This window comes from Streptosporangium sp. NPDC000509 (genome assembly GCF_042898365.1).
Lineage (GTDB): Bacteria > Actinomycetota > Actinomycetes > Streptosporangiales > Streptosporangiaceae > Streptosporangium.
In genome coordinates this window covers 139304-160126 of the sequence record NZ_JBIAYX010000010.1, presented here as the reverse complement: position 1 = coordinate 160126, position 20823 = coordinate 139304, and the positions used below count along the sequence as shown (strand labels likewise).

The 20823-nt window shown below is 66.0% G+C and carries 24 protein-coding genes and 2 pseudogenes; 13 read left to right on the top strand and 13 right to left on the bottom strand.

Annotated features, from left to right (window positions below; translation table 11 throughout):
- Positions 1-704: 704 nt before the first annotated feature.
- Complete coding sequence (locus tag ACFY3D_RS19835) at positions 705-1364, bottom strand: DUF998 domain-containing protein (RefSeq protein WP_389981166.1); 660 nt, start codon at positions 1362-1364, stop codon at positions 705-707.
- 175 nt (positions 1365-1539) lie between these two features.
- On the bottom strand, positions 1540-3036 hold the full coding sequence (locus ACFY3D_RS19830) for an FAD-dependent oxidoreductase (RefSeq protein ID WP_389981164.1): 1497 nt from the start codon (positions 3034-3036) through the stop codon (positions 1540-1542).
- Between the two features lie 502 nt (positions 3037-3538).
- On the opposite strand from ACFY3D_RS19830, the gene ACFY3D_RS19825 reads away from it, so the two are divergent.
- The 6 genes from ACFY3D_RS19825 (at position 3539) to ACFY3D_RS19800 (ending at position 8320) form a co-directional block, all read left to right on the top strand.
- Positions 3539-4027: a MarR family winged helix-turn-helix transcriptional regulator gene (locus tag ACFY3D_RS19825; RefSeq protein WP_389981162.1), complete on the top strand. Its 489-nt coding sequence runs from the start codon at positions 3539-3541 to the stop codon at positions 4025-4027.
- Positions 4028-4358: 331 nt separating this feature from the next.
- Positions 4359-4658, top strand: a complete 300-nt coding sequence (locus tag ACFY3D_RS19820) for a hypothetical protein (RefSeq protein ID WP_362513327.1) — start codon at positions 4359-4361, stop codon at positions 4656-4658.
- Between the two features lie 127 nt (positions 4659-4785).
- A complete protein-coding gene (locus ACFY3D_RS19815) occupies positions 4786-5322 on the top strand; it encodes a MauE/DoxX family redox-associated membrane protein (RefSeq protein ID WP_389981159.1) in 537 nt (178 codons plus the stop codon).
- Between the two features lie 50 nt (positions 5323-5372).
- Positions 5373-5948 (top strand): hypothetical protein, encoded by a 576-nt coding sequence (locus ACFY3D_RS19810; RefSeq protein WP_389981157.1) that lies wholly within the window; start codon positions 5373-5375, stop codon positions 5946-5948.
- Positions 5949-5951: 3 nt separating this feature from the next.
- Positions 5952-7775, top strand: a complete 1824-nt coding sequence (locus tag ACFY3D_RS19805) for an ABC transporter ATP-binding protein (RefSeq protein ID WP_389981155.1) — start codon at positions 5952-5954, stop codon at positions 7773-7775.
- Positions 7772-8320, top strand: a complete 549-nt coding sequence (locus ACFY3D_RS19800; RefSeq protein WP_389981153.1) for a S26 family signal peptidase — start codon at positions 7772-7774, stop codon at positions 8318-8320. The genes ACFY3D_RS19805 and ACFY3D_RS19800 overlap by 4 nt, the downstream gene beginning before the upstream one ends.
- Positions 8321-8384: 64 nt before the next feature.
- Here ACFY3D_RS19800 and ACFY3D_RS19795 read toward each other — a convergent pair whose 3' ends face one another.
- Positions 8385-9005 (bottom strand): BTAD domain-containing putative transcriptional regulator, encoded by a 621-nt coding sequence (locus ACFY3D_RS19795; protein WP_389981442.1) that lies wholly within the window; start codon positions 9003-9005, stop codon positions 8385-8387.
- A 24-nt stretch (positions 9006-9029) separates the two neighbouring features.
- Positions 9030-9281, bottom strand: a pseudogene (locus ACFY3D_RS19790) (winged helix-turn-helix domain-containing protein); the annotation flags it as partial.
- A gap of 441 nt (positions 9282-9722) precedes the next feature.
- Between ACFY3D_RS19790 and ACFY3D_RS19785 the strand changes: the two are divergent.
- Both ACFY3D_RS19785 and ACFY3D_RS19780 read left to right on the top strand, forming a co-directional pair.
- Positions 9723-12428, top strand: coding sequence for a LuxR C-terminal-related transcriptional regulator (locus ACFY3D_RS19785; protein ID WP_389981151.1), 2706 nt, complete (start codon positions 9723-9725; stop codon positions 12426-12428).
- Complete coding sequence (locus tag ACFY3D_RS19780) at positions 12346-12735, top strand: HIT family protein (RefSeq protein ID WP_389981150.1); 390 nt, start codon at positions 12346-12348, stop codon at positions 12733-12735. Before ACFY3D_RS19785 ends, ACFY3D_RS19780 begins: the two co-directional genes overlap by 83 nt.
- 519 nt (positions 12736-13254) lie before the next feature.
- Here the strand turns inward: ACFY3D_RS19780 and ACFY3D_RS19775 are convergent.
- A complete protein-coding gene (locus ACFY3D_RS19775) occupies positions 13255-14067 on the bottom strand; it encodes a hypothetical protein (protein WP_389981148.1) in 813 nt (270 codons plus the stop codon).
- A gap of 148 nt (positions 14068-14215) precedes the next feature.
- Positions 14216-14467, bottom strand: coding sequence for a hypothetical protein (locus ACFY3D_RS19770; RefSeq protein WP_389776060.1), 252 nt, complete (start codon positions 14465-14467; stop codon positions 14216-14218).
- A 214-nt stretch (positions 14468-14681) separates the two neighbouring features.
- Between ACFY3D_RS19770 and ACFY3D_RS19765 the strand changes: the two genes are divergently transcribed.
- Entirely contained in the window at positions 14682-15071 is a 390-nt protein-coding gene (locus tag ACFY3D_RS19765) for a hypothetical protein (protein ID WP_389981146.1), read from the top strand.
- A 169-nt stretch (positions 15072-15240) separates the two neighbouring features.
- On the opposite strand, the gene ACFY3D_RS19760 is transcribed toward ACFY3D_RS19765, so the two are convergent.
- Positions 15241-15669: a hypothetical protein gene (locus ACFY3D_RS19760; protein WP_389981144.1), complete on the bottom strand. Its 429-nt coding sequence runs from the start codon at positions 15667-15669 to the stop codon at positions 15241-15243.
- Positions 15670-16047: 378 nt separating this feature from the next.
- On the opposite strand from ACFY3D_RS19760, the pseudogene ACFY3D_RS19755 reads away from it, so the two are divergent.
- The 3 genes and pseudogenes from ACFY3D_RS19755 to ACFY3D_RS19745 all read left to right on the top strand — a co-directional run.
- Positions 16048-16167 (top strand): annotated as a pseudogene (locus ACFY3D_RS19755) (hypothetical protein); the annotation flags it as partial.
- A 246-nt stretch (positions 16168-16413) separates the two neighbouring features.
- Positions 16414-16740 carry a helix-turn-helix transcriptional regulator gene (locus ACFY3D_RS19750; protein WP_362902036.1) on the top strand — a complete coding sequence of 109 codons (327 nt, stop codon included), beginning with the start codon at positions 16414-16416 and terminating at the stop codon, positions 16738-16740.
- Positions 16740-17261 (top strand): hypothetical protein, encoded by a 522-nt coding sequence (locus ACFY3D_RS19745; protein WP_389981142.1) that lies wholly within the window; start codon positions 16740-16742, stop codon positions 17259-17261. The genes ACFY3D_RS19750 and ACFY3D_RS19745 overlap by 1 nt, the downstream gene beginning before the upstream one ends.
- 75 nt (positions 17262-17336) lie before the next feature.
- On the opposite strand, the gene ACFY3D_RS19740 is transcribed toward ACFY3D_RS19745, so the two are convergent.
- From ACFY3D_RS19740 to ACFY3D_RS19720, 5 genes are all read right to left on the bottom strand, one after another.
- Positions 17337-18254, bottom strand: coding sequence for a hypothetical protein (locus ACFY3D_RS19740; RefSeq protein WP_389981140.1), 918 nt, complete (start codon positions 18252-18254; stop codon positions 17337-17339).
- Entirely contained in the window at positions 18245-18490 is a 246-nt protein-coding gene (locus ACFY3D_RS19735; RefSeq protein WP_389981138.1) for a hypothetical protein, read from the bottom strand. The genes ACFY3D_RS19740 and ACFY3D_RS19735 overlap by 10 nt, the downstream gene beginning before the upstream one ends.
- On the bottom strand, positions 18491-18823 hold the full coding sequence (locus ACFY3D_RS19730; RefSeq protein WP_389981136.1) for a DUF6247 family protein: 333 nt from the start codon (positions 18821-18823) through the stop codon (positions 18491-18493).
- 141 nt (positions 18824-18964) lie between these two features.
- Entirely contained in the window at positions 18965-19066 is a 102-nt protein-coding gene (locus tag ACFY3D_RS19725; RefSeq protein ID WP_389981440.1) for a helix-turn-helix domain-containing protein, read from the bottom strand.
- A 32-nt stretch (positions 19067-19098) separates the two neighbouring features.
- Complete coding sequence (locus tag ACFY3D_RS19720; RefSeq protein WP_389981438.1) at positions 19099-19200, bottom strand: IS3 family transposase; 102 nt, start codon at positions 19198-19200, stop codon at positions 19099-19101.
- 98 nt (positions 19201-19298) lie between these two features.
- Here ACFY3D_RS19720 and ACFY3D_RS19715 point away from each other — a divergent pair, with 98 nt between their 5' ends.
- Positions 19299-20027: a hypothetical protein gene (locus tag ACFY3D_RS19715; protein ID WP_389981134.1), complete on the top strand. Its 729-nt coding sequence runs from the start codon at positions 19299-19301 to the stop codon at positions 20025-20027.
- Here the strand turns inward: ACFY3D_RS19715 and ACFY3D_RS19710 are convergent.
- The gene (locus tag ACFY3D_RS19710) at positions 20006-20524 is read right to left on the bottom strand and encodes a hypothetical protein (protein WP_389981132.1); all 519 of its coding nucleotides are present in this window, start codon (positions 20522-20524) and stop codon (positions 20006-20008) included. The genes ACFY3D_RS19715 and ACFY3D_RS19710 overlap by 22 nt on opposite strands.
- Positions 20525-20823 lie beyond the last annotated feature (299 nt).

The window sequence follows — 20823 nt, the reverse complement described above, 5'->3', positions numbered from 1 at the left end:
GCCGATGCCGATAAAGACGGCGACCAGCGGGTCCGTGACGGTGAGGTTCGCCACCGTGCCCTCGGGCGGCCCGTCGGCGTGGGCGCGCTGCACGAGCCAGAAGCCCGCGAGGACCGCCGCCGCGAGACCGATGAGGATGCCGAGCAGTCCCACGTCGGCGCCGTGCGCCGCGTACCGCTCCGTGGCGGCCCGCACGAACGTGGAGGTGCAGCCGTAGGCGACACCCCCGCCCACTCCCAGTACCAGGAACCTCGCCCGGCCGTTGAGCAGGCGGGTGGCAAGCCGGCAGCCGGCCACCACGGCGGAGACCGCCGCACCGACTGTGAGCAGCGCTCCCGTGGTGATCGGGACGACCACGGTGTTCAGCGCGGCGAGCGCCGCGAACGCCACCGTCCCGACAACGATCGCCGCCAGCGCCCACCCGGTAGTCCGGCGCAACCGGTCGCTGCGCGCCCGCAGCCCCAGCAGCACGCCCACCACGATCCCGATCACGCCCGCCGGTTCGACCACGGTCACCGGGGCCAGCCGCAGCGCGATGACCTGGAACATCGCCCCGGTCGCCAGCAGCGCCAGGCCGGTCAGCCAGCGGGGCCGCCGCGCCGCCGCCATCAGGGACGGCGCGTCCCCCGAGACACTGTGCTGCAGCCAGGTCCCGGCGGTGAAGCAGCACGCGTTCAGCAGCGCCAGGCCGATGGCGAGCCAGGTCACCGTTCCTCCCGGCTCACCTGCACCGCTTCGGCCAGTTGGAACAGCAGGCTCAGCTCCAGGGCCAGGGCCGCCCGCTCGGCCAGGCCCAGCCAGCCGCCGATCGCCCGCATGGCCGGGGTGGGCCGGGCGGCCGTGGCGGACATGTGCGTGACCAGGAAGGCGAGGCCGCCGACGGCGCTCGCCCAGGAGACGCGGCGCAGGGGCCGCGCCTTCCTCTCCCAGCCGGGCATGCCCTGCAGCCGCCGGGCTATCAGGAGCCCGACGGCCGGGAGGGTCGCGATCGCGCCGCCCGCCGCGTATCGGTGCGTCAGCCCGCGGACCGTGGGGACGCCGCCCTGCGGATCGGTCCGGAAGATCCCGGTGAGCGTCATGCCGCCGCACCACACGCCCAGCAGCGCGGTCGCCGGCGCTCCGATCGGCAGCCGGGACCGCACGAGTCCGGCGAGCAGCGCCGCCGAACCCGCCGAGAGGCTGGCAACGGTTCCGGCGAAGACCGCGGCAGTGTTCTTGCTCAGCGCGTAGTCGCTGACCGTGTGCCGCACGGTGTCCACCTGCTTCCCCCATCCGATGTGCAGGGCGGTGGCGCCGACCAGCGACCCGACCAGCCCGGCGTGGGTCGCGACCACGAGTTTTCGCGTGAGGTGAGAGCTATCCATGACCGCTAGGAAACCGGCGTGCCGTGTGGCTTGTGCGAGCGAGATCGTGAAGCTTCCGTGAAGCACTCGGGTCGTTCCGGCACCGGGATCCGCGACTACCGCTCGGTGTCCGCGTCGCCCGAACCGGCGATTCCGCCGTCTGGGCGCGGACCTGTCGTGTTCGAATGGAAACGCGTCACCGCACGGGACGGACGCCGACGCCGTCGAGGTAGACCTCGATCGCGCCGAGTTCGGCGGTGCCGGCCACGGCCGCGACGTATCCGTCCGGCCGGATGAGCGCCCACTGCTCGGGCGACAGCCCGTACGCGCTCCGGACGTGGCCTCCGGTGTCGAGGATGTCGCCGCCGATGACGTGAATGCGCAGACCTCCGCGCGGTTCCGGGACCGGGGCGTCACCGGGCTCATAGCCAAGCAGGGTCCAGTGCGGTCCCTGGAACAGGCTGAACAACCGCGTGGCGAGCCCGCCCGCGCCGGTGATGGGAGCGTCGGGCGCACGGTCGCCGGGCGCCACGCCCTTGCAGGGCTCCGTGCCGGTCAGCGACAAGGGCGAGTCCGGGTAGCCGACATCGAGCTGGGTCACCTCGCGCCCCCGGCGCATGTCGCGGTTCTTGGCCGCTTCGAGCAGCTTCTTGGACAGGCCGAGGACCGCCTCGGCGACCGGTCGGCGCTCCTCCTGGTAGGTCGCCAGCAGCGACTCCGGCGCGCCGTCGAGCACGGCGGCGAGCTTCCAGCCAAGGTTGTAGGCGTCCTGGATACTCGTGTTCAGGCCCTGCCCGCCGGTCGGCGGATGGCAGTGCGCGGCGTCCCCGGTCAGGAGCACGCGCCCATGCCGGTAGGCGTCGGCCAGCCGGGCCTGCATCGTGAACACCGATGCCCAGGACACCTCGCGGATCACGATGTCGCCTTGACCGCCGCGCTCATGGAGCAGGGCGGTGAGCCCTTCGGCCGAGAGGTCGACGTCCACGTCGAGGGGGACCGGGGCCATGTACTGGAACATGTCGGTGCCGTGGAGCGGGCACAGCGAGACGCTCCGCTCGGGCTTCTCGTTGCCCCAGCGGTGCCAGACGCGCGACGAGGCACCGTCGACCCGCACGTCGGCCACGAGCGCCCGCACGCCGAGGGACTTCCCGCGGAACTCGATGCCGAGGGCCTTGCGGACGAAGCTCGATCCGCCGTCGGCGCCGACCAGGTAGGCGGCTCGCACGGTCCGCTCCCCGTCGGGGGCGGCGAGCCGCGCGGTCACGCCGTCGGCGTCCTGATCGAAGCCGACGAGTTCGCAGCCGTACTCCGGGGCGTGGCCGAGCTCGGTCAGCCGCTCCCGCAGCCGGCGCTCGGTGAGGAACTGCGGAACGAGCAGCGGGATCTGGTACGGCTCGGCAGGCGTCGGCTCCGGCAGGATCCCGGCGTGTTTGTCGACCGGTCCGTCGTGGGTGTAGATGCGCAGGGGAGGATACTCGCCTCCCGAGGCGACGATCCGGTCGACCACGCCGAGGTCCTCGAACACCTCCTCGGTGCGCGGCTGGATGCCCTTGCCGCGTGAGCCGATGAAGGGGTGCGGCGCCTTGTCGATCAACCGAAAGGCGACGTTCCTGCGGGCGAGATCGATGGCGAGGGTCAATCCCGCCGCGCCGGAACCACAGATGATCACATCAAGGTCTTCGTTGCGTGCCACGGTTCACCTCTCCGTTGGTGACAACCGGCCAGGCAGCCCATCCCGCCTGATCCAGATTTATGTGTATTTAGCACGGAGTATGTTCCGTAGCCGAGGCGGCCGTCAAGCCCTCTCCCCTGAAGGACACGCCACCCCGACAACTTTCCGGCTATCAAAAAAAGCGTCTTGAGCTGGTCTTTTACGGCCTCCCGCACATGAAAGAAGTTCTGATCCAGGTGTTGCGACCACACTGTCACGATGATGGAAAATTATGTGTATTATGAGCATGTCTACACGGAAGGGATTGTCGTGGCCATCCGTTCCCACGCCGGTCCTGAAGTGACCGATCACCCATCGCGGGAACGGCACGGCCCCCGCCACGCCTCGCCGTCCGCATCAGCGTCCGCGCCATGCGAAGGCGGCGTCTCCGCCGGGCACCATCGGCCTGCCGGAGGCTGCCGGTATTCTCGCCTTGGCACCTCCCCGTCCGTCCGCAAGGGCACGTAAGGCATCGGTGGCGAGCATGGCTTCCCAACACCGCCGGCACATCGCGTTCCGGCGCCTGCATGAATCGCTCGTCGACCTGATCGCGCTCATGAACCTGCCGCAACGCGACGAGGCCCTCATGGCCGAAGCGAACATCGATCTCGACCGCGCGTTGTTCAAACTGATCGTCGGGATCCGGCGGTTCGGGCCGATCGGCGTGGTCGAACTCGCCGAACGGGCAGGACGCGACCACACCACCGTCAGCCGGCAGGTGGCCAAACTCGCCGAGCTCGGCTTGATCGAGCGGCGTCCGAACCCGGCGGACCGACGGGTCAGGGAAGCCGTGATCACCAGTGCGGGCCGTCGCATCACGGACGCGCTCGAGGCGGCCCGGCAGAGGCTCCTCGACTCCGCGTTCGCCGAATGGAGCGACCAGGACCTCGTTCAGTTCGAGCAACTGATGCGCAGGTGCGTCGACGACATGCTCGTGATGTCCGCGGCCGACAAGGAGGAGGGCGGCCGGTAGTGCCGCTCAGCGCTGACCGGCATCGCCTGGCAGGCCCCTGATCGGCCCCGATCAGCGTGGCGAGGATCACGCGCCGGCCGCCTTCATTTCACGATGCCACGCCCCACTACCTGGGGAAACTCGTAAACCACCCCCGTGGACGCGACCCCGTCATCCCTGGAATCGTGCCCGGATGTGACGCCGGCTGTCATGCCCTACCGCATACACAGGGAGCGACCATCGAGCATGCCGCGTGTATGCGCTTCCCATGCGAGAGCTTCCTACATTGATCCGTATCGCAGCGTTCGGCTCCCTCGCAGAGAGGAGCCGTCATGAGAAAGAAGGTCAATCGATGGTTCGAGCCGTTCGGTCGTTCGCCGACCGACTGTTGGAGAGCCTGGTGCCCAGCACGCAGGCGCAGGCGATGGCCTGCGTCGAGCAGTGGCAGCAGTTCACCTGCCCCCCCGTCGGGGGCGTCCCGTACAACACGATCGGCCTGAAGAGAGTCAAGATCTGCGACGGTGTGACGCAGGTACTGGAGACGCTGCCGTGCGGCACGCCGATCTGCGGTGGGAACAGCTCACCTTACGGGCCCTTCGTCCCCCTCCACCCGTGCCCGCCTTCCCCCTGCCCACCGTTCATGGTGTGCTGAGCCGGGCCGTCCGGTGATCCGGGCCGCCCCGGCCGGACCCGTCATGTGAGTGACCGCCTCCATCAGGGAGGGACGGGTGCCGCGACTGGCGAAGAGTCGCGGCGCCCTCTTCAGATTAGGGGTCTCCATGGAATACGTCCTGGTCTGCTGCCGGCTTCTGGTCGGTGTGGTCTTCGTGGTCTCGGCGGCGGGCAAGATGCGCACCCGCGGCGCCTACGCCTCCTTCCGCGCCGCCGCCGGTGAACTGGCACCGCGCCTGCCCCTGGTGCCGAGAGCACTCGTGCCGCCCGCGGTCGTCGCGGGTGAGCTGGCCACGGCCCTGCTGCTCGCCGTTCCGTCCACGGTCGGCGCCGGGTTCGTGATCGCGGTGGTGCTGCTGACCGCGTTCACGATCGCGATCGCGACGGCCGTGCGCCTCCGCCGGCACGTGATCTGCAATTGTTTCGGCCCTTCGTCCACGCCGGTGGGGCCGGAGCGGCTCGTCCACAACGGGGCGCTGCTCGTCGTCTCGCTGACCGGGGTGGTGCTCTCCTTCGGCACCGCCTCCGCGTCCGTCGCGCTGGAGCCGGCCGGTGTCGCGGCGGCGGCGGTCACCGGCCTGGCGGGGGCCGCTCTGGTGCTGCTCGCCGACGACATAACCGAGCTGTTCCGGCCGCTCGTCTGACCACCACAGGCGACGGCGAACGTGTAACCGTGGAACCACTAAGGATGATCATGTTGAATGTCGTCGTGGTGCTCGTCGGCGCAGTCATGGTGCTGTGCGCGTTCGACATCGTTCTCACCGTGGGAGTGGCCCGGAGGCTGCGCGCGCAGGGCGAACTGCTGGCGCGTCAGACCGCTTCGCTCCCGGCCGGTTATCCGCTGCCCGGCGGCCTCCCACCGGTCATGCGCGAAGCCGGAGAGCGGCTGGGCGCCTTCCGTACCACCGCCGCGGACGGTACGCCTCTCGATGAGGGTTTCTTCTCCGATGCCCCGACCCTCGTGGCGGCGTTCTCCACCGGGTGCCCCGCCTGTGAGGAGCGGCTGCCCGAGTTCATCAGATTCGCCCCGGCCTTCGCCGACCGTGAGCGCGTACTCGCCCTCGTGGTCGGCACCGACGGCACGGCCGAGAAGACCGCGCTGCTGGAACCGGTGGCCACCGTGGTGGTGGAGAAGACCCATGGCGGGCCGGTGTGCGGGGCGCTCGGTGTCAGGGCCTATCCGGCACTGGCGATCGTCGACCCCGGCGGCGTCGTCCGCGCTTCCGGCACCCTGATCCAGGACGCGGCGGCCGCCCTGGAAACGGTCTGACCCATGCGGAAGATCATCGTCGCGGTACGGCTGAGCTGGCAGGCCAGCCCGCTGTTCACCGCGGTCTTCGTCACGCTCACACTGGCGACCGCGCCGACACCGGTCGTGACGGCGTGGCTGACCAAACTGGTGCTGGACGACATCACCGCCGGAGCCTCTCCCGGCACGATCGCGGGGAAAGGTATCGCGCTCGCCGTCACGATCGTGGTGACCGGTCTGATACCGCATGTCACCCAGTACGCCTCCCGTGAGATCGAACGCCGCGTCGGACTCCTGGCCCAGGAACGCCTGTTCGTCACGGCCGAGCGTTTCGTGGGCATGGCTCGTTTCGAGGACCCCGTCTTCCTCAACCGGATGCAGATGGCACTGCAGCACGGCGCCACCACCCCCGGGGTGATGGTCTCCGCCGTCTTGTCGCTCGTCCGCTCCGTCGTCACCGGTCTGGGCTTCCTGGGGTCGCTGACGGTCATCGCCCCCTGGCTGCCCGCGGTGATCCTCGCCTCGGTCCTGCCGATGCTGGCCGTGGAGCTGTCGATGGCCCGCCGCCGAGCCGGTCTGTCGTGGCGGCTGAGCCCGATCGAACGCCGGGAGATGTTCTTCCGCGACCTGCTGACCAGTGCCCAGGCAGCCAAGGAGATCCGGCTGTTCGCCATCGGCACCTACCTGCGTGAGCTCATGACGGCCCAGCGGCGCCTGTCCAACAGGGAGAACCGCCTCATGGACCGTCGCGAGGTCAGCGTCCAGGCTCTGATCGGCCTGGGGAGCGCCGCGGTGTCGGGTGGGGCACTGCTGTGGGCGGTACTCGCCGCCGCCGGCGGCCGGATCAGCGTCGGTGACATCTCGCTGCTGGTCGCCTCGGTGGGCGGCGTGCAGAGCGCGAGTGTGTCACTGGTGCACACCCTCGCCCAGTGCCACCGTCAACTGCTGCTGTTCGACCACTACCTGCAGGTGGTCGCAGCTGAACCTGACCTGCCCGTCGCCCGCTCTCCCCGGGCGATCGCGCCGCTGGCACGCGGGATCGTCTTCCGCGACGTCTGGTTCCGCTACTCTCCCGACCACCCCTGGGCACTGCGCGGCCTCGACCTGACCATCCCCTACGGCCGGACGGTGGGTCTGATCGGCCGGAACGGCGCGGGCAAGAGCACCCTGATCAAGCTCCTGTGCCGGATGTACGATCCCGAGCGCGGCGCGATCCTGTGGGACGGCGTCGACCTGCGCGAGCTGGACCCCGCCGAACTGCGTGCCCGCATCGGCGCGGTCTTCCAGGACTACATGGAGTACGACCTGACCGCGGCCGAGAACATCGGACTGGGCGATCTGGAGCACCTGCACGATCGCGAGCGCGTCACCGCCGCGGCCGTCGACGCCGGAGCCCACGAGTTCGTCAGCCGCCTGCCCCGTTCCTACGACACCCTGCTGTCACGGCTGTTCCTGCAGGGAGAGGACAGCACCGAGGACACCTCCGGCGCCATCGGCGTGACCCTGTCGGGAGGCCAGTGGCAGCGGCTGGCCTTGGCCCGTGCGCATCTGCGTACCGGACACGACCTGATGATCCTGGACGAACCCAGCTCCGGCCTGGACGCCGAGGCCGAGTACGAGATCCACCGCAGGCTGCGGCAGCGCCGCACGGGCCGTACCAACGTGCTGATCTCCCACCGGCTCAACACCGTGCGCGATGCCGACCTGCTGGTCGTGCTCGACGAGGGGACCGTCGTCGAACACGGCACCCACGAGGAACTGGTGGCCCGCGGCGGCACCTACGCCGACCTGTTCTCCATGCAGGCCGAGGGCTACCTGGAGGTCCTTCCCGGACAGGCCGGTCGATGATCGCTCCGCCCGCCCTGATCCTCATGCCGCTCGCAGCCGGTGCCGCCTCGGCGGTGTTCTGGGCTCGCCGGAACCTCCTGGTGGCGATCATCTCGGGCGCCAGCATGCATCCCACCCACCGGTCCGGCGACAAGGTGCTGGTACGGCGCCTGCCCGCCGACCGGATCCGGGCGGGAGACGTCGTCGTGGCCGACATCGTGGCCGTCCCGGGGTATGTGGCGGCACCCTCGTACGGCGGGATCCGGCATGCTGCGCGTCTTGACGCGGTCGGAACGGACAGGCGGCGCGGGGCGGTTCCCCCGTGGGAACCCTCTCTCGGCTCCGCCCCCAGCCGGGTCGTCAAGAGGGTCGCCGCCGTTCCGGGGGATCCCGTCCCCGCTTCGGTACCCCGCCGGGCGGGTGAGGCCTCGGTCCCCGACGGGTGCCTCGTCCTGCTTGGTGACAATCTGGAACAGAGCCTGGACTCCCGCCATTTCGGATACGTCCCCGTGGCGGACGTGGTCGGCAAGGTGGTCGGCGCCCTCTCGCCGACAGGTAGCCGGTGAGGCGCCCGGTTGACGCTCACCGGAACCGCCGCCCGGTCCGCAGAGGATCCCGGCCGGTGTCCGGTCAGGCAGGGTGGCGGCTCATGGCCGGGGCGGCGGAGTTCGCGCCGGGCTTCCCGTCGATGAAAAGTGGCCGGCGCGGCCACGCGGGGGCGGGGTACGCCGGACCCGGTTCCTCGTTCCGGTGGCGGAAGAAGGGACCGCGGATGGCGTCGTCGTCCCGGCGAAGGACGGAAAGATGGAGTTCACGCAGTTCGGCTGAGGGGTCCAGGCCGAGATGATCGCTGAGCATCGCCGTGGCGGAGGCCCACGCCGAGATCGCTCCCGCCGCGTTGCCGCCGAGATAGTGCGCACGCATCAGGTGTGCCCATGAGGTCTCCCGGAAAGGTGCCGCGGCCAGGATGTCAAGGATCTCGGGAACGAGGTCGAGCGTGCGGCCCAGACCCAGCCTGGCTTCCACCAGGCGTTCCCGTACTGTCAGATGCAGTTCGTCGAGGGCGGCGAAGCGGGCTCTCATCTGCTCGGAAGCCGCGCAGTCCTGCCCGGCGGGCCCCTGCCACAGGCTGAGCGACTCCTTGAGCGTCGCCTCGGCCGCACCGGTGCATCGGGCGCGCAACTCGGCGAAGCCCTGGGCGGCGAGCCGCTTGAACCTGATCACATCGACCTCGTCCTGCTCGATGAGCAAGCGGTATCCTCCGCCGCCGCCCCGCAGGGTGACCAAGCGCTCCTGCAAGGAGGAGGCCGTCAACTGGCTCCGCAGCCGGGCCATGTACAGGCGCAGGTTATTTCTAGCCGAATCTGGAGATTCATCCCAAAGGGACCTCATCAACCGCTCCGTGGAAACCGATCGCCCCTCCTCCAGGAGGAGGGCCGCGAACACTCCCCTGACCGGCGCCGACTTGACACCGATGGATGTTTTCGCGTTCTCGATCCGAACGCTTCCGAGCAGGCGGAACAGCATTTCCCTGACTCCTCCGGTAATTGGTGGGACGGTTTCCCGCCCGGGCCGAAAAAAGAGGGCGGCCGTCCACACTGACGGTGGGCCCGGGACTCACCGCCGGTCCGTGGACGTCATGCCGTAGGACGCGGGCGGACGGCGGTTCGTCCATCAGGATGGGGATGTCGCCGGGGAGGAGTCATGAGTGACGATTACTCAATTTCCGGCCGGTGCTCGCACCATCTCCGGCGTTTCCCCCATATCGGCAAATTCCGGTCATCCAAAATAAAGGTGATCGTCGGCATATATCCCCATTCTTCTGCGGCCGGGTCGGCGACAGGCCAAGAAACACCTTCGATATCCTGATATTTCTGACATAGCGCCTGAACGGTGCCTGTTGCAGAGCCTGCACACCGACGAATTCATCCAGGCCGCTGGACGCAGGACTGGTGGAGGTACTACGGGATGGGCCAGGAGGGCTTACCGAGGCGATGGCCGCTCATGGGGCGTGCATCGCAATTGGACAAGTTCGACGAGTCTCTGGAAGACCCTCGGGTCAGAGGTTTCATCGTCTTGGGGCCAAGGGGAGCAGGAAAATCCCGCCTGATCGAGGAGTGCCTGAAACGGGCGGAGGGAGCCGGTCGGCGCATCGGCCGTGCGGTGGCCACCGCGGCCGCTGCCTCGATTCCCCTGGGAACCATCGCTCATCTGCTGCCCGCCGAGGCGGACCTGTCCGATCCGGTCACGGGGTTCGCATCGGTGGCGCGACTACTGTCGCGGCCCGGAACCGACCCGGCTCCGCTGGTGATCGTAGTGGACGATCTCCACCTCCTCGATGTGACCTCGGTGGTGCTGCTGAGGCAGCTGATGGACGTCGGTGTGATCTTCCTCCTCGGCTCGGTGAGCTCAGCGGAGCCGCCCGGCGCGGCGGTGGCGGCGCTGTTGTGCGGGGACTCGGTGCAACAGGTGAAGCTGGTCGATTTCGAGCGTTCGCAGGTCGAGGAGCTGCTGGAACAGGTCCTCGGAGGATATGTGGGCCGCAACACGGTCAACCAGATGTTCGCCGCCAGCGGCGGTAATCCGCTCTACCTGCGCGAGCTGGTGACCGGAGCGATGACCGGCGGGATCCTGAGCTGCGACGGCGAGCTGTGGGAGATGGCACCGGGCCGGCTACCGGGGACGCGACGCCTGACCGATCTCCTCCGCTCCCGGCTCTCCACGGCATCGTCCGAGGGCCGTGACGTGCTGGAGGCCCTGGCACTGTGCGAGCCGCTGTCCGTGGCTCAGCTCACCGCCGACGCCGAGCCCCGGACACTCGACGAGCTCGAACGGGCGGGACTGATCGTCATCGGCCGGGAACGGCAGCGCACCGCCGTCCGGCTGGCGCACCCCCTCTACGGCGAGGTGCTGCGCGCCGACATCACCACGATCCGAGGCCGGAAAACGCTGCTGCGCCACCTCTCCCTGTTGGAGAGAAGTGGGGCCCGGCGGCGCGAGGACGCGATGCGACTGGCCACCTACCGGCTGGCGGCAACCGGAACGGCGGATCCGGCACTGCTCATGCGGGCCGCGGCCCTGGCCATTCATACGCGCGCCTACACCAATGCGCTCTCCCTCCTGCGCGCCGTACCCGAAGAATGGCACGGCGTTCAATACCGGTTGCTCCTGGGCAAGGCACTGTACGAGGCGGGCGAGTTCGAGCAGGCCGAGACCGTACTGTCGCAGGCGGCCGCGCTGGCCGGCGACGAGCAGGAGACGCTGTTCGTGACGGGCCTGCGAGTACAGAACCTCATCTGGGGACTGGGGGTCTCACAGCGGACGGTCCGCGAGGTCATCGAAGCTGCCCGTCACCGGGTCGCGAGCCCTTCCGGCCACCAGGTGCTCACCGCCACCGAGGCCGCCGGCTGCTTCGCTCTGGGCGAGTTCCCGCGCAGCCTCGCCCTGTGCTCGCGTCTCCCCCTGGACTCCGGGCCAGGCCCGGATGTGATGACGTGGCTGATCGCCGTGACGACCACGTCGGCGACGCTGGCGTTCCTGGGCCGATGTGAGGAGGCGGTGACCTGGGCCCGACGCGCCACCTCCGTCAGCGCAGCCGTCGACGCCGAGCTGTACTCCATGACCACCCACGAGGCGGCGCACCAGTCCATCCTCATGCTGGCTCTGACGGAGAGCGGTCACCTGGCCGAGAGCCGGACGGTGGGCGAGCAGGCCTACCGAACGCTCGCCCAGGGCCTGCCGAGCCCCGAGCAGAGACTCCTCGCCTTCCAACTGGGACGTACCGCGTGGCTCGCGGGCCATCCCGGGCAGGCCCGCCGCTGGTACGCCGAGCTCGTCCGAGCGGCACGTCCCTACACCGCGATCCTCCTGCCGCTGGCGCTCTCCGGGCTGGCCGCCTCAGCCGCCCTGCAGGGCGACCTACAGGCGGCCGAGGCGGCCCTGACCGAGTACGACCGGCTGACGTGCGCGGTGCACATACCCGAGGAGCGGTTGGGAGTCGCCTGGTTGCACGCCGTCCGAGGCGAGCTCTCCCAGGCCCGGGCCGTCCTCACCGCGGCGGCGCAGGATGCCCGGGAACGCGGGCAGATCGCGTTCGAGTCCGTCCTGCTGACCGACCTCGTCCGGCTCGGAGGGGCGGGCGAGGCCGCGGAGCGGCTGGCCGAGATCGCCGAGGCGACCGGCGGCCGATTCCACCGGGCGCGAGCCCACCTGGCCGCCGCTTGGGCCGAAGAATGCCCCGACCGGCTGCTCACCGCCGCCGACGAGATGGAGACCATCGGCGCCGACCTCCTCGCCGCCGAGGCGGCCTGCGTCGCCGCCGGAATCCTGCGGCAGGCCGGTGACTCCCGTCGCGCCCAGGCCGCCGCACTCCGCGCTCAGCTACTCGCGGCCCGGTGCGAGGGGGCTCGGACTCCCGCCCTCACCACAGGGGGCAGCGCTACCCGGCTCACCAGGAGACAGCAGGAGATCGCGCTGCTCGTCTCGCAGGGGATGCCCAGAAAGGACATCGCCGAACAGTTGGGCATCTCGGTCCGTACCGTCGACAACCATCTGCAGCGCATCTACGCGGAGCTCGGCATCACTACCCGCCGTGAGCTGGCCACCCGCCTCAACGGTGTGGTTCCGTCGGCGCGTCATTCCACGCGTTCACGCCGTGAGGTTGGGGGACCTTGATGAGGGGACGAGTGCGCACGTATGGACGATCGGCCATCGGATGGGCCGAGCTCTACGGCGCTCTGGTTTGCGATGTGAGGGCGTGAACGTTTTCCTCGCGGACGGGAAAGCGGCGTTCCGGACGGTCTTCCACTTTCACCTGCATGTTCTCCCTCGCTTCGAGGGAGACGGCTTCCGGATCGCCGCCGACCAGGACACAAGGCCGCGCAGTCTGCTCGATCAGGAATCGAAGGCGGTCCAATCCGGCCTGGCAGCCCTGGGATTACCCACCGCGGACATGAGCACCGAACGTGATGTGACTGCCTGACATCAGCACTCTGCTCGGCGGTCACCACCGAAGCCCGTTGGATTGGGGCTGAGACATCCAATGGGCAGGGGCGTCACGTCGGCCCGGAGTGACCACCGACGCGATCGGCGAGTTGCGGGCTTCACGTACAGTGCGGCCGGGCGGAGCATCCAGGTCGTTCGTCACGCAGTGATCCTGGGCGTTCCCGTTCTCCAGAACATCGAGCCCATGAACCCGAGAAGGGCCACACCTGCCATGTCGCCGGACCCGGAACACTTCATCGTGATCACCGGGGGGCCGGGATCCGGAAAGAGCACCTTGCGCTGATCATTTCGGAACCACTCGTCCAGACGATTGTTGACTCCGCTGAAGGACATGCCGGATGGAGCTGCCGGCAGAACTGCGCGAACGTCTGACCACCATGGGGCATCAGCCACATCGACCGAACCAAATAACGCGCCCGTACCTTCGTTAGGAACGAAGTCTCAAGCCTCCGTACGAAGGAAGGACGTATGCCTTGATTCATACTGCGTCGATGTCCTACGGGGTCGCTAGAGTTTGGCCTGCGTCAATCGCGTCTCGCAAATTTTTGGCGAGCGTGCTTCCGAGCAAATTGACCTGTTCAGTGAGATTACGAAGGCCCTGAGCATCGTCGGTCTGAGCCAAGAGGTCTCGGTATTTATCGTTGCTCTTCAACAGCTCATGAGCCCGAAGTGCCGCGTCGGCCTCCTGAACGCGATTCGCATAATCTTCGAGTTCAACAACCTGTTTGACGACTGAGGCTATCGAACGATTCAGGGCTTCCCGCTGCGGGGCGAGGATCGCCGTCAACTCGGGGGTTACCACCTCACTCATCGCCTCGTCCTGCTCCGCCCGTAAGGCCACCTGGGTTCGGAGAAGGCGGGCGATGCTCCACAGTTTCTCTGGAAGAACGACATCGTTGGCTATGTCGTCAAGCATCCCTAAGCGATTTACTCTGGATGCGGACACGCTATCAATCGCTTTCCGCGCACGACGGATCAGACCCAAGGCATTGTCATCTAGATCCGCCGGAACTATGTAGCAGTCCCCATAGAGATGCTGCAGTCGCGTGGCGATACCGGGGCGTCCATTGCTGACAAAGAGGCCAGCTATGATAAGGGGCAGAACAGCCACAAAGGCTGCATACTGGGAATCGGACTGGATGGCCACACCAGCCAGAAAAGCTCCGATCACTCCAGCGATAGAACCACTGACGGTAAAAAAATTGCCTTGTTCGCGGGGAAAGCTCAGATGATCCGTGCAGGAGGACGGGAATACTGATGATCTTCTGCCGATCCGATTCCGAAACGATCGGATCAACAATCGGCTCATCGATCCAGTCCTCCATCTATGGTTCACTCCTTGTCGGGAGGCAGACATGTCGAACCTGATCATAGGATCAGATAAACACAAAAGGGTGGCAGTGCACCATCTGCCATATCACGTCATATTCCGCCGCATAGTTTGCCTACCATCAACGTCAGATGCTCTTCACCCAGCTTCGAGCCTTGTCGATTTCCATCGCCAGTTCTTCGTGAACGAGGCGGACGGCCTCCTCCTCTCGCCCCCGAACCTTGAGCTGACGGACCCGCCCTGTAATTTCCATCGCACGTATTGGATCCGTATATCTGAGCACCTGCTTTTGCCGAGTGGCCTTCACCCATGCGAAGACGAGAAAGGAAAAGAACGCGACAGGGACCCCGATTAAGCCGAAAGCTTCCCAACTAAGCATCCTCGAAGCTTAGCGGGAAAACCTCTCAACCATAAGACCAGAATGGATTAATGCGAGCAATGCTTGAAACCTGAGGATCTGCCGGGAAGGGGTGTACCTTCCCGATGATCACGTGAGATCTTAAGCATGACCGACACGCCAACGTCGGTCGGGAAGGCACGCCCGATGCCTACCATGGTCCCTGCCCCGTCCGACCGACCGGGAGGGCCACCGCATGAGTACCTCATCCCGCCCGAACAGCAGCGAGCGCTCCTGGCCCATCGACAAGCTCACCGCTCTACGGCGTGGACAGCGTCTGGTCATCGAGGTCTCAGCCACAAGGCCCGAACGGCGCGCGTTCATCGGCATCACTCCGGTCCTCACACCGGCCGATACCCAAGCCCGCCGCGAAGGATGGAAACGAGCCGACGACGCACGCGCGTTCCATCTGCAGCACTGGGACTACGACGCCGACCGCATCTCCGGCTTCGACCACGACATCGGAGCCGTGCTCATCCGGGCTGCGGCCATCGCCAACGAACAGGAACTGATCACCACGCTCGACGCATGGCACTTGCGCCCCGACCAGTTCCTCTACCCCTGGCAGACCGACGACCCCACTTAACCACGCACCTAAACCAATCCACAGGTCTTCACTATTTGTCGAGCCATTTTGTCTCTACGACGTCTAACTCAGGGACACCGTACTTAACAGGGTCTCAGTCCGTAGGAGTCGTGATGTCGGGCTTGCCTGGGACGTGGCAGGCGGGAAGATCTGATCTCACCTCAACCTTTTACGGCTCCATAGGTTCGTTCGGACGATCATCCCGGAGCCGAGTGCCTCTGTCGGAGACTGGTTTGTTTGCCTGACGGTAGATCGCCCAAGCGGCGGCGGCCATCATGAAGCCGATACCGATGATTCCGAGGGCTATCGCCTTGAGGAAGTAGCGCTCTGAGGAGTAGGTGAGGACCTGGTAGGCCGCGGCGACTAAAGCAAGTGAGCCAAGGCTCAGGAACGTGAAAAATCCAACGGCGGTGTCGTCCGACGTACGCAACGAATTGTTCCCGACATGCCTCGCATCATTGGTCATGACGAGCGATGGTAAGCGATATCCCTGGCACACGCCACACGGAATGTCGATCAGAAGATCGCCGGCGCGCTGAGCACACGGGTAGAGGCCGAAATCAGCCCGCACCACTGGCTTGAAAACAACACCTTTCATGGGATAAATAGTGGACGGCGTAGGCTAGGGTGGACCGCCTGATCACACCGATAAGGAAGAGATCATGAATTTTGGTGTCTCTGGCGTGCTCTTCGTGCTGCTCGGCGCTCTCGTTCAGTTCCTGGTCGTCTACTTCGCCGTACGCCTTGCCCTGAAGCATGATCGAGAGCATTCCGAGCGCTGACCTTGGACCACGACTCCGATATCGACAGCGACTCCGAAGAGATCCACGATGCCAAAGGCAATCTGATCACGGACGAGTACGTACGGGACGCGATCAGCGACGTTCATCGCGCGATCGACGAAGAGCGTGTACCCGTGCCTACCGGTCGCCCCAATCGTCCATAGCTCACAGGCGAGAGCACACATTCCCCAAGGGTCTCCTTCAGAGTTCCTGAGGAGTTGCGTGAACGTGCGAAGGCCCGCGCCGAGCAAGAGGGCAAGAGGGTATCCGCGCTGGCACGGGAAGCCTTCGAACAGTTCCTCAGAGCGGGATGAGCACGCGCGACGAGCTCCCCCCGCAAGGTCGACCATGTTTCCTAGTGGGCCGTCACACAACCTTGCTGGGGAAACCAGACCTGAAGAGAGCCGGTCACCCGGTCGTGATACCCGGTCAACGTCCGGAGACGGGCCACTAGATCACCTGTCGTCTATGTGTCGGGACAGAAACGTCAGTCATCTCCTGGAGCTGGGCAGGAGTGGTGGCTCTTGAACCAATAGTACGAATGACGATATATATCAGTTATGGCGCTACGTGAGCAGAGCTACCTGATCCTGCTGGCCCTGTCCCAAGGCCCGCTCCATGGATACGGGGTGATCAAAGCAGTGCAGGAACTGTCCGAAGAACGTGTACGCCTTGGCGCGGGCACTCTTTACGGTGCTCTGGATCGACTGGCGGGCGACGGACTGGTGATCGTGGTCAAGGAGGAGGTCGTTTCCGGCCGTCATCGCCGTTACTACGATCTCACCGGCCACGGTCGTCAGGTGCTGTCCGAGGAGACCGCCCGCCTGACGCGCTTGGCCGCCACCGCTCAGCGCCGATTGAGCCTCCAGCCCGGGATGGGGATGTGATGCCCCCCGAGGTCACCTCTACCTACGAGCGTCGCTGCCGACTGCTGATGCGTCTGGCCTACCCAGCCCGCTTCCGGGAGTTCCGCGGTGCCGAACTGCTGAGCACCCTGATGGATCTGGCCGAACCGGGGCGGAGCAGCCCGACCTTGCGCGACGGCCTGGACGTGCTCCGCGGCGGACTCATGCTGCGCCTGCGCGAACACCCGCCGGTGTGGCACTGGCTGCCCTATCGGGCATTCGGCTGGCGACTGCCCTGGAAATATCGCTGGTGGGCCAGAGACGATATCCAAGGCCGATTTTTCCTTGAACGGCATGTGGTCTTCGCCGTGCTTGGCTGGATCCTGTTTCTCACATTGATCCAGTCTCCTATGCCGTTGCCGTACTGGCCCCTGCTGAAGGCATTGGGAATTGCCTACCTGCTTCTTCTGCCGTTCAGGGCCCGCCTGAGACGTCTATTGCTCGCCAGACACGAGTTCCATCCTGATGGCGCCTCTTACGTAAAATCAGCGCTCCAATCATAAATCGTTGCCTTTCGGCTGGAGCGCCCTCGTGTGTACCGGATATCAGGACGCCCTGGCCGCTTGGAGCGGCGGTTACTATTCGGCGGCCGGATTCAGGGGGACGGAAGTCTCGGGCATCGACCAGTGCGAGGGGTCTATCACATCATCGGCGGAAGGCGCGGCGATGTCGGTTTCGGCACCCCAGCCGGTCAGACGAGCATCAACGACGTATGAGACGTGGGTATCACCGTTCCGGGAAAACGGTTCGCTCCACGAACCCCAGGCCCTGCGCACCAGCTGGTCCTCACCGAGCCAGAGCCTCCAGGCTATCTTGGCCTTTGCTTCCTTTTCGGTGGGCTTCACCACGAGTCCGAAGGGGGAGCCTGAAGAGGCCTTGTAAAGCTGACCAACGGTGATCGTGCCCTGGTAGAGCGTGGTACCTGTGCCCTCGTAAACGCCTGCGGGGCGCTTGACCCTGGTAGTGGCCAGCACCGCCTTCAGCATGGCTGGATCGGCGAGCTGGATCCAGCCGGCGTCCAATTCCGGCCGGACCTCGTCGTCCTCGTTGAGGAGCCAGCTTTTGCCGTCGGGCAAGTAGTCGTTCTGGACATACTGGCGGCCCTCAAAGATGATCTGCCGTACGGGATCGACCCGTTTTATGCGGTCGGAGTCATGTGTCATATCGACGGCTACGATCTTGCCCTTACCGAACTCGGCGACGGCCTTGGTCCAGACGTAGCCCTTGTCCTTCTGCTCCTCCGTTACGGTGCGGACCATCGACATCTTCACACCCCGGTTCTCGACGAGCCGGCGCTTGAGAGCGTCGATCGGGTCGGCTGGAGCTCCCTGGGTGCCTGCGGTGGTACCGAATCCAGCCACCATCGGGACGACCAGCATGACGGCCGACGCAGCGATCCATCGCCTCATCTGAGAACGTCCTTCCTGCTCGTGACCCACACCGTTACGCATCGGGTGTCGCCATATCGCCGTCGTATCGAACAGGATCATGGCCACTCGACACGGATGACGTACACCTCATGCTGCTCATCCAGAACCATGTACGTCGCGAGCCCTCGCTCGCCGAACGTGTGAGTGAGCATGTTGGCCTTGGGGTTGGCCTGGTTGTACGGCTGGCCGCTCCACGGCGCGACTTCCAGAAGTGTGAACAGTTCGGCGAGTGGACGTAGCGCTTCCGAAGGAATCCCAGCGATCTGCTCCTCGGCGAGGGGATCGAGTGTGATCTGGTACACCTACAGGTCGACCCCACGAGCGCCGAGAACCTCACGCCACGGCCTTCCCGAGAGGGTCGGTTCGCCGGTAAGCACCTGCTCGGCTCTGGCATGCATTCGGCGGCGCCCTTCCGGATCACGCACCGAGTCGCACGCGGAGATCCACCAACGGTGGACGAAGGCGTTCAGCGCAGCGAGGTCCAAACTCACTCGAACCTCATCGAGCACTGCTTTGAGCCCCGCGTCGAACGCTTCCCGATCCTGCGGCACGACCAGGACGGAGCGGATAGCCCGCAGGTTCTTCTCGGGCATCGGTGAGCCAGGAGGTACGAAGTCCTGCGGCTGTGCGGTCATGCTGGAATCTCCTCTCCCTGCTCATAGAGCCTACAGACTTCCGACGGGATGGCTTGGAGATCCAGCCACACGAGCATACGAAAACGAGGTGATGTGCCACGGCGTAGCACCTGGCCGCACAATCGGGGCGAGCTTGGCCGTCTATCCGGAGATCTTGTCTTGTTCGATCTGCGAAACGCGCCCCTTGGTGACCCCCATGCGCTGCGCGATGTCCTGCCGGGTCATCCCCCGACTGCCGCGGATGGGGGCTCGCCCCGAAGTGTGAACACCGGTTGTTATGCGGCGAGCAGCACCTTGTCGGGGGTCTGCTGCTCGTAGTCGATCGGGCTGAGGTGGCCGAGGGTGGGATGCCTCCTACGGGTGTTGTATCTGGTGATCTACGTGAAATATGCCCCCAACCACCAAATGTGGCTGATCCCTGGATCGCATTGAACATCCGCCGTACAAATCATGATCTTTCCGATAGGAAGGCGTCGTGACCAACGATCAGCGGCATGGCAGTCGATGGCAGGACTTCTCGCGTGTGACCCGTCCCGTAGAGATCCTGGTAAGTGCCCTGGCGGTCGGAGCGGGATTCGGCGCGGCAATCTCCCTCGTGAACGCTCTCTCCCACAGCTACGCCGACCTTGAAAGCCGCGCCTACACCACCAGCGGGTGGTCAATCGCGGAAATCATGAGCGTGCTGCTCGACTCCGGCTGGGCCTGGGCGGGTTTGGCGGTCGCAGTGGGGTGGCTGGTCACACGCGCCGGGAAGAGCTGTCCCACAGCACTGGCGCAAGCCGGTGCTGCCGGTGCACTGGCCCTGCTTGCGGCCACAGCCGCCTACAGCATCGTGGACACCATCCGTAGCGGCGGGCAGTTCCCCTGGTACGAGTCCGAACCGCCCCTGTGGTGGGTCGCCAGTGTCGTCTTCGGAGCGCCCTTGGGCGCCGTCGGTGCATGTGTCAAGCGATCGGGAGCGATCGGTTTGCTCGCAAGGTTGACCGTGCCGATCGGCGCCGCCGTACAAATGGCTGTGCTCCCGCCCGGCAGGAACGAGGTGGTCGAAACCATAGGGAAGACGATCGTATGGACGGTGGCTGCCGCGAGTATCGGCTTCATCGTCGTCCGTTTCCTCCTCGTGGAGCGACGTCGGCGCTCTCTGGCAGCTACGGAGTCCGTAAGACTCGGCGACCGTCCTGATCAGGCGCACGACCAGCAGTAGAGATGCTGGCCATGTTCCTTCGCACGGCGGGACAACCCGATGAGATTCTTGGCTACGGGCATCAGATACTTCAGATCGGCCGAGCTGAAGTGTGAGAACTGCTCGCTCTTCGCCCAGCGCTCCACCACCCTCGGCAGGTGCGCGTCGTCGGCGTCGGCGAGCAGGTCACGCACGTTCACCGAGAGCTCCTCGATACCAATGTCGCTGAGATAGGGCGAGTCCTCGGGCAGCGCGTCCCACTCTTCGTCGGTCTGCGGAGTCGGGGCTGGGTACGAGGAGGGGTACAGGCTTACTGTGGTGTCCACGCCTGTGGGCAGGTCGACGTCGCCGATGAGAGCCGCCAGTTCGTTCAGGGTTATCCACGGGTCGAGCCACTTGGTCTCCACGGCGTCGAACACGGGGACGCTGTACTCAGGGTCGGCGATCACCCGGGAATGCTCCGGCTGGATGATCGCCGTCTCACGATCCGCAGCCCGGTAGTACTCGTAGAAGCCCATGCGAGTGATCCTGATCCGGCACACGCAACGGGGCAACTCTCGTCAACGACGACATCGTATTCCTGGCATCCTGCTTGCAAAAACGGATGCCGATCTTGTTTGACCTGCGTCTTTGCTGCTGGGACCACTGATCGCAATCCCCCTGGGTCCCTGCTGCTCCCCCTTGATCACCACTCCATCGGGCACGCAACGGGCGCGGTGGCTGATACGGCGGGTACGGCCGGGACACTTGACCAGCGAGGAGGAGCCTCCCAAGGGTATTAGGCGTCTCCGAAACCACCTCATTGGCAGCCCGCGCC